Origin of the sequence: Pseudomonas sp. WP18 (genome assembly GCF_036689585.1) — a bacterium.
GTDB classification, from domain to species: Bacteria; Pseudomonadota; Gammaproteobacteria; order Pseudomonadales; family Pseudomonadaceae; genus Aquipseudomonas; species Aquipseudomonas chlororaphis_E.
Map to the genome: position 1 here is coordinate 4,264,992 of NZ_CP144758.1, position 14,886 is coordinate 4,279,877.

General features: G+C 63.6%; 14 protein-coding genes. 9 read left to right on the forward strand and 5 right to left on the reverse strand.

Features of this window, described 5'->3' with window-relative positions:
* Window positions 1–7 precede the first annotated feature (7 nt).
* The 7 genes from V5F23_RS18785 to V5F23_RS18815 all read left to right on the forward strand — a co-directional run bounded on the left by V5F23_RS18785 (window position 8) and on the right by V5F23_RS18815 (window position 7,134).
* Complete coding sequence (locus V5F23_RS18785) at window positions 8–547, forward strand: FixH family protein (RefSeq protein ID WP_042728026.1); 540 nt, start codon at window positions 8–10, stop codon at window positions 545–547.
* A 160-nt stretch (window positions 548–707) separates the two neighbouring features.
* On the forward strand, window positions 708–3,158 hold the full coding sequence (locus V5F23_RS18790; protein WP_042728027.1) for a heavy metal translocating P-type ATPase: 2,451 nt from the start codon (window positions 708–710) through the stop codon (window positions 3,156–3,158).
* Between the two features lie 24 nt (window positions 3,159–3,182).
* Window positions 3,183–3,401: a cbb3-type cytochrome oxidase assembly protein CcoS gene (gene ccoS / locus V5F23_RS18795; RefSeq protein WP_042728028.1), complete on the forward strand. Its 219-nt coding sequence runs from the start codon at window positions 3,183–3,185 to the stop codon at window positions 3,399–3,401.
* The gene (locus V5F23_RS18800) at window positions 3,394–4,077 is read left to right on the forward strand and encodes a sulfite exporter TauE/SafE family protein (protein WP_338496039.1); all 684 of its coding nucleotides are present in this window, start codon (window positions 3,394–3,396) and stop codon (window positions 4,075–4,077) included. The genes ccoS and V5F23_RS18800 overlap by 8 nt, the downstream gene beginning before the upstream one ends.
* A gap of 220 nt (window positions 4,078–4,297) precedes the next feature.
* Entirely contained in the window at window positions 4,298–5,680 is a 1,383-nt protein-coding gene (gene hemN, locus V5F23_RS18805; protein WP_338496041.1) for an oxygen-independent coproporphyrinogen III oxidase, read from the forward strand.
* 94 nt (window positions 5,681–5,774) lie between these two features.
* The gene (gene fnr / locus V5F23_RS18810) at window positions 5,775–6,509 is read left to right on the forward strand and encodes a fumarate/nitrate reduction transcriptional regulator Fnr (RefSeq protein ID WP_042728031.1); all 735 of its coding nucleotides are present in this window, start codon (window positions 5,775–5,777) and stop codon (window positions 6,507–6,509) included.
* 76 nt (window positions 6,510–6,585) lie between these two features.
* Window positions 6,586–7,134, forward strand: a complete 549-nt coding sequence (locus V5F23_RS18815; RefSeq protein WP_042728032.1) for an adenine phosphoribosyltransferase — start codon at window positions 6,586–6,588, stop codon at window positions 7,132–7,134.
* Window positions 7,135–7,245: 111 nt separating this feature from the next.
* Here the strand turns inward: V5F23_RS18815 and recR are convergent, their stop codons facing one another.
* From recR to dnaX, 4 genes are all read right to left on the reverse strand, one after another.
* Window positions 7,246–7,848 (reverse strand): recombination mediator RecR, encoded by a 603-nt coding sequence (recR, locus tag V5F23_RS18820; protein WP_042728052.1) that lies wholly within the window; start codon window positions 7,846–7,848, stop codon window positions 7,246–7,248.
* 66 nt (window positions 7,849–7,914) lie between these two features.
* A complete protein-coding gene (locus V5F23_RS18825; RefSeq protein WP_338496043.1) occupies window positions 7,915–8,949 on the reverse strand; it encodes an NADP-dependent oxidoreductase in 1,035 nt (344 codons plus the stop codon).
* Between the two features lie 198 nt (window positions 8,950–9,147).
* Window positions 9,148–9,486 (reverse strand): YbaB/EbfC family nucleoid-associated protein, encoded by a 339-nt coding sequence (locus tag V5F23_RS18830; protein ID WP_003183512.1) that lies wholly within the window; start codon window positions 9,484–9,486, stop codon window positions 9,148–9,150.
* Window positions 9,487–9,548: 62 nt separating this feature from the next.
* The gene (gene dnaX / locus V5F23_RS18835; protein WP_042728034.1) at window positions 9,549–11,624 is read right to left on the reverse strand and encodes a DNA polymerase III subunit gamma/tau; all 2,076 of its coding nucleotides are present in this window, start codon (window positions 11,622–11,624) and stop codon (window positions 9,549–9,551) included.
* Window positions 11,625–11,767: 143 nt separating this feature from the next.
* On the opposite strand from dnaX, the gene V5F23_RS18840 reads away from it, so the two are divergent.
* Window positions 11,768–12,535, forward strand: a complete 768-nt coding sequence (locus tag V5F23_RS18840; RefSeq protein ID WP_042728035.1) for a transporter substrate-binding domain-containing protein — start codon at window positions 11,768–11,770, stop codon at window positions 12,533–12,535.
* On the opposite strand, the gene V5F23_RS18845 is transcribed toward V5F23_RS18840, so the two are convergent.
* Window positions 12,487–14,229 carry an EAL domain-containing protein gene (locus tag V5F23_RS18845; RefSeq protein WP_338496044.1) on the reverse strand — a complete coding sequence of 581 codons (1,743 nt, stop codon included), beginning with the start codon at window positions 14,227–14,229 and terminating at the stop codon, window positions 12,487–12,489. The genes V5F23_RS18840 and V5F23_RS18845 overlap by 49 nt on opposite strands.
* A 335-nt stretch (window positions 14,230–14,564) precedes the next feature.
* On the opposite strand from V5F23_RS18845, the gene V5F23_RS18850 reads away from it, so the two are divergent.
* Window positions 14,565–14,879 carry a helix-turn-helix transcriptional regulator gene (locus V5F23_RS18850; RefSeq protein ID WP_042728037.1) on the forward strand — a complete coding sequence of 105 codons (315 nt, stop codon included), beginning with the start codon at window positions 14,565–14,567 and terminating at the stop codon, window positions 14,877–14,879.
* Window positions 14,880–14,886 lie beyond the last annotated feature (7 nt).

Below are 14,886 nucleotides of genomic sequence, written 5' to 3' on the forward strand. Positions count from 1 at the left end.
ACTGAACATGCCTGCAGCAACCGCCACCAGCCCTTGGTACAAGCACCTCTGGCCGTGGATCATTATCGGGATCCTGACCTGTTCGGTGACACTGAGCCTGACGATGGTGACCATTGCGGTGAAAAACCCGGACAACCTGGTCAACGACAACTATTACGAGGCTGGCAAGGGTATCAACCGTTCGCTGGAGCGCGAATTGCTGGCCCAGACCCTGCAACTGCATGCCAACGTGCAACTGGACGACGTCACCGGCGAAGTGAACCTGCACCTGAACGGCAACAGCCGCCCGCAGACGCTGGCATTGAGCCTGATCTCCCCGACCCAACCGGAGAAAGACCGCAAGATCGTCCTGACCCGCAATGACAGCGAACCCGGTCGCTACGTCGGCCAACTGGCGGACAAGATCGAGGGCCGACGCTTTGTCGAATTGCTGGGGGTGGAGAACGACAAGACCTGGCGGTTGTTCGAAGAAGAACAGGTCAACCATGGCCAGGACATCCTGCTGGGCGATGAACCGCTGCAAGGCGCCGAAGACCTGAAGAAGTAAATCGCTTCTGGGTGGCGGGGTCGCGAAGCGGCCCCGTTCTTCGTCTGACCGGCTCATCCGACTACGACTGCTGCGCAGCCGAGCGGGAACAAGACCCTCGCCACAACAGCGCCCATAAACCCGCAAACGCCCCAGCCATAAAGGCCTTCATGCGACAACCATGACCACTCCCCAGCCCTGCTACCACTGCGCCCTGCCCGTCCCTCCCGGCAGCCGCTTCACCGCCGTTGTCCTGGGTGAAACCCGCGAGATGTGCTGCCCGGGTTGCCAGGCGGTGGCCGAGGCGATTGTCGCAGGCGGCCTGGAGAGCTATTACCAGCACCGTAGCGAAGCGTCGGCCAACCCCGAAACCCTGCCGGTACAGTTGACCGATGAGCTGGCGCTGTACGATCGCCCGGACGTGCAGCAGTCGTTCGTGCACCATGAAGGCGAGCTGGCCGAAACCACCCTGTTGATGGAAGGCATCAGTTGCGCCGCCTGCGGCTGGTTGATCGAAAAGCAACTGCGCAGCTTGCCGGCGGTGGCCGAGGCGCGGCTGAACCTGTCCAATCATCGCCTGCATGTGCGCTGGGCCGACGCTCAATTGCCGCTGAGCACGCTGCTGGCCCAGTTGCGCCAGATCGGCTACGTCGCTCATCCGTACCAGGCCGACCAGGCCAGCGAGCAACTGGCGGCCCAGAATCGCCTGGCCCTGCGCCAGTTGGGCGTGGCCGGGCTGCTGTGGTTCCAGGCGATGATGGCAACCATGGCCACCTGGCCGGAATTCAACATCGACCTGAGCCCGGAGATGCACACCATCCTGCGCTGGGTGGCCCTGTTCCTCACCACGCCCATCGTCTTCTATAGCTGTGCGCCCTTTTTCAAGGGCGCGATGCGCGACCTGCGCACCCGGCACCTGACCATGGACGTTTCGGTGTCCCTGGCCATCGGCAGTGCCTACATCGCCGGGATCTGGACATCGATCACCGGCGCCGGCGAGCTGTATTTCGATGCCGTGGGCATGTTCGCCCTGTTCCTGCTGGCCGGCCGTTACCTGGAGCGCCGGGCCCGGGAACGCACGGCCGCGGCCACCGCGCAACTGGTCAACCTGTTGCCGGCCTCATGCCTGCGTCTGGCGGATGACGGCCAGAGCGAGCGGATCCTGCTCAGTGAACTGCGCAACGGCGACCGAGTGCTGGTGCATCCAGGGTCGGTGCTGCCGGCCGACGGCAGGATCCTGGAGGGCCAATCCAGCATCGATGAGTCACTGCTGACCGGCGAATACCTGCCCCAGCCACGCCAGGCGGGCGATGCGGTCACGGCAGGCACGCTCAACGTCGAAGGCGCCCTGACGGTGGAGGTGCTCGCGCTCGGCCAGGACACTCGCCTGTCGGCCATCGTGCGCTTGCTGGAGCGAGCCCAGGCCGAGAAACCGCGACTGGCGGAGATCGCCGACCACGCCGCCCAGTGGTTCTTGCTGTTCTCCCTGGTCGCCGCAGCGGCCATCGGCTTGCTGTGGTGGCAACTGGACGCGTCCCGGGCCTTCTGGATCGTGCTGGCGATGCTGGTCGCCACCTGCCCTTGCGCGCTGTCCCTTGCCACGCCGACGGCGCTCACCGCCGCCACCGGCACCCTGCACAAGCTCGGCTTGCTGTTGACCCGCGGCCATGTGCTGGAGGGCCTGAACCAGATCGACACGGTGATTTTCGACAAGACCGGCACGCTCACCGAAGGTCGCCTGGCGTTGCGTGCCATCCGACCGCTGGCCGCCCTCGACAGCGACCAATGCCTTGCCCTGGCCGCTGCCCTGGAAAATCGCTCCGAGCACCCCATCGCCCGCGCCTTCGGCCGCGCCCCCGTGGCCGCCGAGCACGTACAAAGCACCCCCGGGCTGGGCCTGGAAGGCCTGGTGGAAGAGCAACGCCTGCGCATCGGCCAACCCGGTTTCGTCTGCCAATTGAGCGGCGCAACCGTACCGACGATGCCGGACGAACCCGGACAATGGCTGTTGCTGGGCGATGCCGGCGGGCCGCTGGCCTGGTTCGTCCTGGACGACCGCCTGCGCGCCGATGCCCCGGCCCTGCTGGCCGCCTGCCAGGCCAGGGGTTGGCGGACACTGCTGTTGTCGGGCGACAGTTCGCCGATGGTGGCCAGTGTCGCCGCCGACCTGGGCATCGACGAGGCGCGGGGCGGCCTGCGTCCGGACGACAAGCTGGCGGTGTTGCAGCAGTTGCACCAACAGGGCCGCAAGGTGCTGATGCTCGGCGACGGCGTCAACGACGTGCCGGTACTGGCGGCGGCGGACATCAGCGTCGCCATGGGTTCGGCCACCGACCTGGCCAAGACGAGCGCCGACGCCGTGCTGCTGTCCAACCGCCTCGACGCCCTGGTCCACGCCTTCAACCTGGCCCGACGCACCCGCCGGGTAATCATCGAGAACCTGGTGTGGGCAGGCCTGTACAATGGCCTCATGTTGCCGTTCGCCGCCCTCGGCTGGATTACGCCGGTGTGGGCGGCGGTCGGCATGTCCATCAGTTCGTTGACCGTGGTGTTGAACGCGCTCAGGCTGACCCGTCAGCCCCGCACGCCAGTGTTCGACACCACGCCCGATACCCGCCCGCTGCCGGCCTGAGCCGCGCGGGCATGGAGTTCCCAGATGCCAGCTCTCTACGTGATGATCCCGGCCGCGCTGCTGATCGTGGCCATCGCCGTGTACATTTTCTTCTGGGCCGTGGACAGCGGGCAGTACGACGACCTCGACGGTCCGGCCCACAGCATCCTGTTCGACGACCAGGACCCTAATCACCAGGCCGCAGTGGACGAAGCCGACGGGCAAGCCCGCGGGCCGGATGACAAGGCCCCGCCTCATGCTTGACCTGGCGCCCTTGTTGGTTTCGGCGGTGATCCTCGGCCTGCTGGGTGGCGGCCATTGCCTGGGCATGTGCGGCGGCCTGATGGGCGCCCTGACCCTGGCGATCCCCAAGGAACAGCGCAGCCGGCGCTTGCGGCTGCTGCTGGCCTACAACCTGGGCCGCATCCTGAGCTATGCCTGCGCCGGCCTGTTGATCGGGCTGGCCGGCTGGGCCGTGGCCAACAGCGCGGCGGCGATGTTCATGCGGATACTGGCCGGCCTGCTGTTGATCGCCATGGGGCTGTACCTGGCGGGCTGGTGGAGCGGCCTGACTCGCATCGAAGGCCTGGGCCGCGGCTTATGGCGGTACATCCAACCCGTGGCCAACCGCCTGCTGCCGGTGTCGAGCCTGCCCCGGGCCTTGTTGCTCGGCGCGCTGTGGGGCTGGCTGCCTTGCGGACTGGTCTACAGCACCCTGCTGTGGTCCGCCAGCCAGGGCAATGCGCTGGACAGCGCCCTGCTGATGCTGGCTTTCGGTCTTGGGACCTGGCCGGTGCTGCTGGCCACCGGCCTGGCCGCCGAACGCATCACTGCCCTGCTGCGCAAACGCAGCGTGCGCATGGCCGGCGGCTTGCTGGTGATGCTCTTCGGCCTCTGGACACTGCCAGGGCCGCACCAGCATTGGCTCATGGGGCACTGACAGGGATTCCCCGCCCCACCCCTGTGGGAGCGGGCTTGCTCGCGAAAGCGGTCTATCTGTTTCGGTAATGTTGGATGTACCGCAGCCTTCGCGAGCAAGCCCGCTCCCACAGAGGACGTGCAGCGGTCCTTGCCGGTCGCCCCCGTTGATGCAAATCAACACGCCCCGCCGTCCGCCCCCCTAGACTCCGCCCATGCCAGCCTATCCGGGGAACGCCCGCATGCTCGACGCCATTCGTTGGGACTCAGACCTGATCCGCCGCTACGACCTGGCGGGACCGCGCTACACCTCGTACCCGACTGCGGCGCAGTTCGGCAGCCAGGTGGGCACCTTCGACCTGCTCCACGCCCTGCGTGACAGCCGCAAGGCACTGCGACCACTGTCGCTGTATGTGCATGTGCCGTTCTGCGCGAACATTTGCTACTACTGCGCCTGCAACAAAGTCATCACCAAGGACCGGGGCCGTGCCCACGCCTACCTGCAACGCCTGGAGCAGGAAATCCAACTGATCGGCTGTCACCTGGACCCGGCCCAGCGGGTGGAGCAGTTGCACTTGGGCGGTGGCACCCCGACCTTCCTCAGTCACGACGAACTGCGCCAACTGATGGGCAAGCTGCGCAAGCACCTGAACCTGCTGGACGACGATTCGGGCGACTACGGCATCGAAATCGATCCCCGGGAAGCCGACTGGTCGACCATGGGGATGTTGCGGGAGCTGGGTTTCAACCGGGTCAGCGTCGGCCTGCAAGACCTCGACCCCGCCGTGCAACGCGCGGTCAACCGCCTGCAAAGCCTGGACGAAACCCGCGCCGTGATCGAAGCCGCGCGCACCTTGCAGTTCCGTTCGATCAACATCGACCTGATCTACGGCCTGCCCAAGCAGACCCCGGAAAACTTCGCCCGCACCGTCGAAGAAGTCATCCACCTGCAACCGGACCGTCTGTCGGTGTTCAACTACGCCCACCTGCCGGAACGCTTCATGCCCCAACGGCGCATCAACGGCCAGGACCTGCCCAACCCGGAGCAGAAACTGGCGATGCTGCAAGGCACCATCGAACAACTCACCGCCGCCGGCTACCGCTACATCGGCATGGACCACTTCGCCCTGCCCGACGACGACCTGGCGATCGCCCAGGAAGAAGCCACCCTGCAACGCAACTTCCAGGGCTACACCACCCACGGCCATTGCGACCTGATCGGCCTCGGCGTATCGGCCATCAGCCAGATCGGCGACGTGTATTGCCAGAACAGCAGCGACCTGGCCCATTACCAGAACACCCTCGCCGACGGCCAACTGGCGACCAGCCGCGGGTTGATCTGCAACGCCGACGACCGCCTGCGGCGCGCGGTGATCCAGCAGTTGATCTGCCATTTCGACCTGACCTTCGCCGACATCGAGCACGCCTTCGGCATCGATTTTCGCGCCTACTTCGCACCGCTGTGGCCGCAATTGCTCAGCATGGCGCAGGACGGCATGATCGAACTCGACGACCACCACATCGCAGTGCTGCCCGCCGGACGCCTGCTGGTGCGCGCCGTGTGCATGGTTTTTGACGCCTATCTGGAGCAGCACACCCGACAAAGATTTTCCCGCGTCATCTAAGCGCGACAATTTGACGGTAAAACCACACTGGCCCAACCCCCTGTGCTGGGGTACCCTTACGGCCTATGTGTGTTTTCCCACAAGGATTTAAGAAATGTCCGAGCCAGTCAAACTGCGCGCCCACAACCAGGCTCATTGCAAGGATTGCAGCCTGGCCCCCCTCTGCCTGCCACTTTCGTTGAACCTGGAGGACATGGACGCGCTGGACGAGATCGTTAAACGGGGACGCCCGTTGAAAAAAGGAGAATTCCTGTTCCGCCAGGGCGACACCTTCGATTCCGTCTACGCCGTGCGCTCGGGCGCCTTGAAAACCTTCAACCTGAGCGATGGCGGCGAAGAACAGCTCACCGGTTTCCACCTGCCCAGCGAGCTGGTCGGCCTGTCAGGCATGGACACCGAGAGCCACCCGGTTTCGGCCCAGGCGCTGGAAACCACTTCGGTGTGCGAAATCCCGTTCGAACGCCTCGACGAACTGGCGCTGCAATTGCCGCAGTTGCGTCGCCAGTTGATGCGGGTGATGAGCCGGGAAATCCGCGACGACCAGCAGATGATGCTGCTGCTCTCGAAAAAAACCGCCGACGAGCGCATCGCCACGTTCCTGGTGAACCTCTCCGCACGGTTTCGCGCCCGGGGCTTTTCGGCCAACCAGTTCCGCCTGAGCATGTCGCGCAACGAAATCGGCAACTACCTGGGCCTGGCGGTGGAAACCGTGTCCCGGGTCTTCACCCGCTTCCAGCAGAACGAATTGATTGCCGCCGAAGGCAAGGAAATTCACATCCTCGACCCAATCCAGCTCTGCGCCCTGGCCGGCGGCTCGATCGACGGTTGATGGACGAGCGCGGCTGAGGGATTGCCCCAGCCGCGCTATACTGCCGCGTTTGCAGCCCTGCCAGGACACTTCGACGATGGTCTTCGATTCCTTCGACATCAAATCCCTGATCCGCCCCGTGATCGACTTCCCCAAGCCGGGCGTGATCTTTCGCGACATTACCCCGCTGTTCCAGTCCCCGACCGCCCTGCGCCTGGTGATGGACAGCTTCGCCCACCGCTATGTCGAGGCCGAGTTCACCCACATCGGTGCGATGGACGCGCGCGGCTTCCTGATCGGCTCGATCCTGGCCTATCAACTGAACAAACCGCTGGTGCTGTTTCGCAAGCAAGGCAAGCTGCCAGCGGACGTGCTGGCCGAGGGTTACCAGACCGAATACGGCGAAGCCTTCCTGGAAGTGCACGCCGACAGCCTGTGCGAAGGGGACTCGGTGGTGATGTTCGATGACCTGATCGCCACCGGCGGCACGCTGATCGCCGCCGCCAACCTGATCCGCCGCATGGGCGCCAAGATCCACGAGGCGGCAGCGATCATTGACCTGCCGGAACTGCTGGGCTCCCAGCGCCTGGAAGACATGGGCATCCCTACGTATTGCCTGACGCAGTTTTCCCTGAGCGAACGCTAATCGACTGTGGGAGCGGGCTTGCTCGCGAAAGTGGTGTGTTTGCCAGATAAATGTGGCTGATCCACCGCTTTCGCGGGCAAGCCCGCTCCCACAGGAGTTTTCGGGTGTTTGTCAGAGGGTAATCGGCTTGCGCCCGGCAAACGAGTGCGCCAGCGTCCCGCCGTCCACCAACTCAAGCTCCCCGCCCAGCGGCACGCCATGGGCGATGCGAGAGGCGATGAGGCCCTTGTTGTTCAGCAGTTGGGCGATGTAATGGGCGGTGGCCTCACCTTCGACCGTGGGGTTGGTGGCGAGGATGACTTCGGTGAACGTGCCCGCCTCGTCGATGCGCGCAATCAATTGAGGGATGCCGATGGCTTCCGGTCCCAGGCCATCGAGGGGCGACAAATGCCCCTTGAGCACGAAATAGCGCCCGCGGAACCCGGTCTGCTCCACCGCGTACACATCCATCGGCCCTTCCACGACGCATAACAGGCTGTCGTCCCGGCGCGAATCGGCGCATTGAGGGCACAGGTCATCTTCGGTGAGGGTGCGGCACAAACGGCAATGCCCGACCCCCTCCATGGCCTGGCTCAGGGCCTGGGCCAAACGCAAACCGCCACTGCGATCACGCTCGAGCAATTGCAACGCCATGCGCTGGGCAGTTTTCTGACCTACACCCGGCAAGGTTCGCAGGGCATCGATCAGTTGGCGAATCAAAGGGCTGAAGCTCATCGAGGAAATGTCCGACATGACAACGAGACGCGGTTTATACCCGCGCCTCCGATTAGCGTCAAATACTCAATCCTGAGCGACCCGTACCACCAACTTGCCGAAGTTGCGTCCTTCCAGCAGGCCGATGAAGGCTTGCGGCGCATTTTCCAGGCCATCGACCACGTCTTCGCGGAACTTGACCTTGCCGTCCCGGACCCAGGGCGCCATGGCGCTGATGAACTCCGGCTGCCGGTCACCGTAGTCGTCGAACACGATGAAGCCCTGTATCCGCACGCGCTTGGTCAGCAACGTCCGCTGCAATTGCGGCAAGCGATCCGGGCCACTGGGGGGCTGATGTTCGTTGTAGGAGGCGATCAGGCCACAGAGTGGAATCCGTGCCTTGGCGTTGAGCAATGGCACCACGGCATCGAAGACCTTGCCGCCGACGTTTTCGTAATAGATGTCGATGCCCTTGTCACAGGCCTGGGCCAGTTCTTCGGCAAAATGTTCGCTGCGGTGATCGATACAGGCGTCAAACCCGAGCTCGTCGACCACGTACTTGCATTTCTCATCGCCGCCGGCCACGCCGACCACACGCAGGCCCTTGATCTTCGCCACCTGGCCGACCACCGAACCGACGGCACCCGAGGCTGCCGCCACCACCAGGGTTTCCCCGGCCTTGGGTTGGCCGATGTCCATCAGTCCCATGTAGGCGGTCATGCCTGGCATGCCCAACACGCCCAGGGCCATCGACGGACTGGGCAGCCCGGACGGGACAGGGATCACGTTGCGTCCGTCGCTGATGCTGTAGCTCTGCCAGCCCGTGGCCCCGACCACCAGGTCGCCCTCCTGGAATTTCGGATGCCGCGAACGCTCCACGCGACTGACCGCCCCACCCGTCATCACCTCGTCGATTTGCACCGGCGCCGCGTAGGAAGGCGCATCGCTCATTCGCCCACGCATGTAGGGGTCGAGGGACAGGAACAGGGTCTTGAGCAAGATTTGTCCGTCCGCCAGGTCAGGCAACGTCACTTGCTCGATGCGAAAATTCTCCGCGGTGGGAGCCCCCTTGGGACGGGACGCGAGGACGATGCGCTGGTTGGAGGTCGATGCTTGTGACATGGAAGCGTCTCCTTGATCGTTGAGTGAACAGCTATAGGGAGCAGACCATTGCCGGGGGTTTGGCGTTCGATGTTTGTTCGCAGGGCCCCCTTCGCGAGCAGGCACGCTCCCACAACGATGCCCGCTGCGCAGCAGAAACAAAAATGCCAGGCGCGATGCCTGGCATTGTGTGTAGCCCATCCCGAACGGGATGGCGAGTCAGAACGGCAGTTTCATGCCCGGTGGCAGTTGCATGCCAGCGGTCATGCCGGACATCTTGTCCTGGCTGTTGGCTTCGATCTTGCGCACCGCGTCGTTCACGGCAGCGGCGAACAGCGCTTCGAGCATTTCCTTGTCATCTTCGCTCAGGCCTTCGACCACGCTCGGGTCGATGCTAACGCGCTTGATGTCATGGCGGCCGGTCATGACCACGGTCACCATGTCGCCGCCGGACTTGCCGGTGACTTCGGCGTTGGCCAGCTCTTCCTGCATCTTGGCCATTTTTTCCTGCATCTGCTGCGCCTGCTTCATCAGGCCGGCCATGCCACCTTTCATCATGGGAATCACCTCGAAAGTACTTGGGTAAACAAAGCGCCGGCCCGTTCGGCCGGCGCCCTCAGTTATGAGCCCTGGGTGACCGGGGCCTCGACAGGTTCGATAGTATCGTGACGCACCACCGCGCCGAACTGTTGCATCATCTGCTGGATGAACGGATCACCGTGGATCGACTCCTCGGCCTCGCGCTGACGGTCGGCACGGCGACGGGACGCGGCCTGGGCCGGGGTTTCCTGCTCAGGTTTGATCAGCTCGATGCTCAGCGTCAGGGTGCGCTGGTGGTACTGGTTCAGCGCCTCGTTCAGGCGACGCTGTTGGGTGGCGTTGAACAATGCGCTGTGGGCCGGGTCCAGGTGCAGCAACCAGTGGTCCCCTTCCACGGAAATCAATGTGCAGTTGGCGGCGATGCTACCGGTCATGCCGGTGATCGGCAGTTTCGGGAACAGCTCCAGCCATTGCAAGGCCAGCCCGGTGGCCGGCATTGCCGCCGGTTCCGGTTCAGGCTCGGGAGCCGGCTCGGCGGCATGCTCGCTGGCCAGCTCGTCCAGGTAGCTGTAGGCCGAGTCCAGGTCCGGCTCGATGTAGTCTTCGTCCAGCGGCGGTTCGTCATCCAGGTCCATGCCCGGCGTGGCGATCGCGACGTCGGCCACTGTCGGCTCCGGCACCGGGGCGGCGACCCACTCGGGCGCCTCGGGCACCACGCTGTCGGGTGTCGGCAAGGGCATCGGCGGCAACTCGGGCTGCTCGGCGACGGTTTCCAGTACGGGCTCCACCGCTGGCTGCTGGACGATGGGCGGCTCGACCGGGTCGTTCCAGGGCAAATCGATCACCGCTTCGGCGACTGGCTCGGGTTCAGGCTCAGGTTCGGCCTCGAGCACTGTCTCAGGCTCGGGCGCGGCAGGTGCGACGACCGGCGTCGGGACCGGGGCCGGCGCTGGCGGAGCAGAAGCCACTGCCGGCGCAACGACGGGCGCGGCAGCCACTGGCTTGGCGGAATCAGCTGTGGCCTGGCTGATCCCCACTGGCTTTAGCGGTTGCCTCGGGGCGTCCGCCGTGTCGGCCGGGCGGAACGCGAGCATCCGCAGCAGGACCATTTCGAAGCCACCGCGCGGGTCCGGCGCCAGGGGCAGGTCGCGTCGGCCGATCAGGCCCATCTGGTAGTAGAACTGCACGTCTTCGGCCGGCAGTGCCTGGGCCAGGGCCAGCACCCGGTCACGGTCGCCGTGGCCGTTGTCGACGCCTTCTGGCAAGGCCTGGGCGATGGCGACCCGGTGCAGCACGTTGAGGATTTCCGAAAGCACGCCACTCCAGTCCGGGCCTTGCTCGGCCAAGTGACGCACGGCTTCGAGCAGAGCCTTGGCATCGCCTTCGATCAGCGCCTGCAACACGTCATAGACCTGGCCATGATCGAGGGTGCCGAGCATGGCCCGCACATCGGCCGCCATGACCTTGCCTTCGCCGAACGCAATGGCCTGGTCGGTCAGGCTCATGGCATCGCGCATCGAGCCATCGGCGGCGCGACCGAGCAGCCACAATGCATCGTCTTCGAAAGGCACGTTCTCCACGCCCAGGACGTGGGTCAGGTGCTCGACCACCCGCTCCGGGGTCATGTTCTTCAAGGAGAACTGCAGGCAACGGGACAGGATCGTCGCAGGAAGTTTCTGCGGGTCGGTGGTCGCCAGGATGAACTTGACGTAGGGCGGCGGCTCTTCGAGGGTCTTGAGCAACGCGTTGAAGGAATGACTGGAGAGCATGTGCACTTCGTCGATCAGGTAGACCTTGAAGCGCCCACGGCTCGGGGCGTATTGCACGTTATCGAGCAGCTCGCGGGTGTCCTCGACCTTGGTGCGACTGGCGGCGTCGATCTCGATCAGGTCGACGAAACGGCCTTCGTCGATTTCCCGGCAGACCGAACACTCGCCACACGGGGTCGAAGTGATACCGGCTTCACAGTTCAGGCATTTGGCGATGATCCGCGCGATCGTGGTCTTGCCCACGCCACGGGTTCCGGTAAACAGGTAGGCGTGGTGCAGCCGCTGGCTGTCCAAGGCATTGATCAGAGCCTTGAGCACATGGGTCTGGCCGACCATTTCGCGGAACGAGCGCGGACGCCATTTACGTGCAAGAACCTGATAACTCATCGAAAACCGTCGCAACGAAGGAACATAAGCGGCTAATGCTAGCGGAGCAGGGGCGAAATTGCATCCGGTGCGCTCGTCTAATATGTCTAAGCTTGGGTCTGGGGCTCGGTTGTCGACACGGTTTGGCTTGGTCAGGAGAGTTTATGCGCACAGCCATGGGGGCTTTGCTGTTGCTGGGGACCAGTTGTCTGGCAGAAGAAGTACCCTTGCGTATCGCCATCACCGACGGCTGGGCCATGCCCATGGTGCAGATCGAACGCGGCCGTCCGACCCAGGGCATATTGCCCGACATCATGATCAGCCTGGCCACCCAGGTCGGCATGCCGGCCGAATTCCACGTGCTGTCCCGCGCCCGCCTTGACGGCGCCATGAAAAACGGTGAAACCGACTTGCGCTGTTATGTCACCCCGGAATGGGTGCATGACGACAGTCGCAATTACCTCTGGAGCATCCCGTTGTTCTTCCAGCGCGACCTGCTCGTCGGCCCCCCGGGCGGCCCCGAGCGCGTGGTACCGGCGCGACTGGAACCGCAACCCATCGGCACCGTGCTCAGTTATTCCTACCCAACCTTGCAACCGCTGTTCGACAGCGGCCAGCTACGGCGGGACGACGCCCGTAGCCAGGACCAGGTGCTGGCGAAACTGCTGGCCGGGCGGTATCGCTATGCGGTGAGCAACCAATGGGCGCTGGACTGGTTCAATCAACGGCACGCCGCAGAACGACAATTACAGGAGGTAGCGGTGCTCCAGGAGCGGGAACTGAGCTGTTATGTGCGCAACGATCCGACAATCCCCGCCCAACGCATCCTGCGTACCCTGTTGAAAATGAAACTGTCAGGGGAAATCGACGCGATCATCCAGCTCTACACCGGTCGCGACGTGGAGTCGGCGAGCGACACCCGATCGCCTTGACCGTCCGGCCGCTGCCGCCATTGCGTCGGTGGACTGAAGCCCGTCACCCAGCCCGGCACCCGTTCGGCCGGCATGGGCCGGGCAATGAAGTACCCCTGGGCGACCTCGCAGCCCAGGCGCAACAGCAGTTGCCCATGTTCGAGGCTGTCCAGCCCCTCGGCCACGACCTCGCGGCCAAACGCCCGGGCCAGGCCAATTACCGCTTCGGTCAGCGCCAGGTCATCCTGATCATGCAGTATGTCACGGACGAACGCCTTGTCGATCTTGATGGTTTGCGTGCGCAAGTGCTTGAGGTCATTGAGCGAACAAAAACCGGTGCCGAAGCCGCCCAGTGAAAACCTTACGCCCAGCGCCTGGCAGGCCTGGAGGCAGGCGCTGACATTGACGAGGTTTTCCACGGCGACGGACTCGACGATCTGCAGGTCCAGCAAGCGCGGCGATACCGCCGGATGCCGCTCCAGCACCTGCCGCAGCCGCTCGACGAAGTCCGCTCGCTGGAAATGCCGGGCCGAGATATTGATGCTCACCGGCCACCCCTGCCCCGCTTGCTGCCACTGTTGCAGTTGGGTCAGGACCTGCCCCATGACCCATTCGCCGATCTCGACGATCAGGTCGGTTTCCTCCACCAGCGGCAGGAACTCCCCAGGCGGCACCAGGCCCCGTTGCGGATGCTTCCAGCGCAGCAACGCCTCCAGGCCGACCACGGTGCCACTGCGCATGTTGACCTTGGGCTGGAAGTGCAGGCGCAACTCATCGTTCATCAGTGCCTGCCGTACCCGCTCGACCGTTTGATAGGTGGCGCGCACTTCCTTGTCGCGGGATACATCGAACAGGTGGAAACGGTTGCGGCCGCTTTGCTTGGCCACGTACATCGCCTGGTCGGCGTGACGCAACAAGGTCTCGGCGTCTTCGTCATCCCACGGGAACAGCGTGACGCCGATGCTGGCGAAGACCTTGACGCTCTTGCCATCAATGGCATACGGCATGGAAACGGCGATCAACACCCGGTTCAACGCCGCGTTCAGTTCATCGATGCCGCGCACATGGCGCAACACCAGCACAAATTCATCCCCAGCCAGCCGCGCGACCACGTCCTCGCCACGCACAATACTGCGCAGGCGCCGGGCGACCTCCACCAACAGTTGATCGCCACTGGCATGGCCATGCCCGTCGTTGACGGCCTTGAATCCATCGAGATCGAGCATGCAGACCGCCAGGGGCAGGTTTTCCGCCCGGGAAAACGCCAGGGCCTGGTCCAGCAGTTCGGAAAGGTAGGTGCGATTGGGCAAGCCTGTCAGCACGTCATGGCCGACTCGCCATTGCAACGAGTGCAGCAGCCGGCGCTTTTCGCTGACGTCAAAGCGAATCGCCAGGTAGCGCTCGATCTGCCCGGTATCGTCGTCGATCACCGGCACCAGGGTGGTATCGACCCAATGCAACGTACCGTCCTTGGCCCGGTTGCAGATCTCGCCTTTCCAGACCTGCCCCAGGGTAATGGTGCGCCACATGGCACTGAAGAACTCGTCAGGGTGCTGGCCGGAATTGAGCAGGCGATGGTTCGCCCCCAGCAGCTCGTCACGCGAATAGCCGAACAGTTGGCAGAACGGCTCGTTGACGTAGGTAATGCGCCCGCTCAAATCGGTTTCGGAGAAAATCGCGGCAGCGTCAACGGCTCTGCGGTACTTCTTATCCATCGAAGCAGTCATCCATGAGTCAGGCTCATTTGGCGCGCGCGGTTGCCGCCCTCGCAGAGGCGAAAATCAACTAGGCTCAAAGACCTTGAGGTAAGCTTGATCCGGGCCCTGGCAGCACGATCCGGGGGACCAACCCCCATGCCGTTGGTCACGAGCAGACGTGCATGGCGCATTCTTTTCGCGCATGCCGACCTCTGCAGCAGGTCACCAAATGCCCATACCAAAGGCCGATTCTACGAAACGCATCACATTTTGCAAAGCAAGGTGATGAATCATGCGGTTGCCTAATGCAAAAATCTATCGTTAAGTTCTTGATTCTAAATGGGAATTAAGCGATGCAAATTTCAAGTTTGGGTCCAGCCATCAGACGCTATCGCAAAGTAGCGGGGCTAACTCAGGCTGAACTTGGCGAAAAAACCGGTTTTGACCCCAAAACCATCAGCCGTTTCGAAACCGGCACCTACACCCCCAGCGTCGAAGCCTTGTTCATGCTTGCCGACGTACTGGATGTGCAGTTGAAGGCCTTTTTTAGCGACATGGCCGATGAAGAAGAACAGCGAGCGTATCTGTTCGGTGTCATACACAAAGCCACCCCGAAGGATCTGGGAAAGCTGATCGCAGCGGTTGACCAGGCCATGTCCAAGCCTTGATGCAGTT

What these genes read in the sequence shown, in the direction of transcription:
- hemN (WP_338496041.1), top strand. Translation starts at nt 4,298, where the DNA reads ATGCTCGACGCCATTCGTTGGGACTCAGACCTGATCCGCCGCTACGAC.
- V5F23_RS18815 (WP_042728032.1), top strand. Translation starts at nt 6,586, where the DNA reads ATGGTCTTCGATTCCTTCGACATCAAATCCCTGATCCGCCCCGTGATC.
- V5F23_RS18800 (WP_338496039.1), top strand. Translation starts at nt 3,394, where the DNA reads ATGCTTGACCTGGCGCCCTTGTTGGTTTCGGCGGTGATCCTCGGCCTG.
- V5F23_RS18785 (WP_042728026.1), top strand. Translation starts at nt 8, where the DNA reads ATGCCTGCAGCAACCGCCACCAGCCCTTGGTACAAGCACCTCTGGCCG.
- dnaX (WP_042728034.1), bottom strand. Translation starts at nt 11,624, where the DNA reads ATGAGTTATCAGGTTCTTGCACGTAAATGGCGTCCGCGCTCGTTCCGC.
- ccoS (WP_042728028.1), top strand. Translation starts at nt 3,183, where the DNA reads ATGCCAGCTCTCTACGTGATGATCCCGGCCGCGCTGCTGATCGTGGCC.
- V5F23_RS18790 (WP_042728027.1), top strand. Translation starts at nt 708, where the DNA reads ATGACCACTCCCCAGCCCTGCTACCACTGCGCCCTGCCCGTCCCTCCC.
- V5F23_RS18825 (WP_338496043.1), bottom strand. Translation starts at nt 8,949, where the DNA reads ATGTCACAAGCATCGACCTCCAACCAGCGCATCGTCCTCGCGTCCCGT.
- V5F23_RS18845 (WP_338496044.1), bottom strand. Translation starts at nt 14,229, where the DNA reads ATGGATAAGAAGTACCGCAGAGCCGTTGACGCTGCCGCGATTTTCTCC.
- V5F23_RS18840 (WP_042728035.1), top strand. Translation starts at nt 11,768, where the DNA reads ATGCGCACAGCCATGGGGGCTTTGCTGTTGCTGGGGACCAGTTGTCTG.
- recR (WP_042728052.1), bottom strand. Translation starts at nt 7,848, where the DNA reads ATGAGCTTCAGCCCTTTGATTCGCCAACTGATCGATGCCCTGCGAACC.
- V5F23_RS18830 (WP_003183512.1), bottom strand. Translation starts at nt 9,486, where the DNA reads ATGATGAAAGGTGGCATGGCCGGCCTGATGAAGCAGGCGCAGCAGATG.
- fnr (WP_042728031.1), top strand. Translation starts at nt 5,775, where the DNA reads ATGTCCGAGCCAGTCAAACTGCGCGCCCACAACCAGGCTCATTGCAAG.
- V5F23_RS18850 (WP_042728037.1), top strand. Translation starts at nt 14,565, where the DNA reads ATGCAAATTTCAAGTTTGGGTCCAGCCATCAGACGCTATCGCAAAGTA.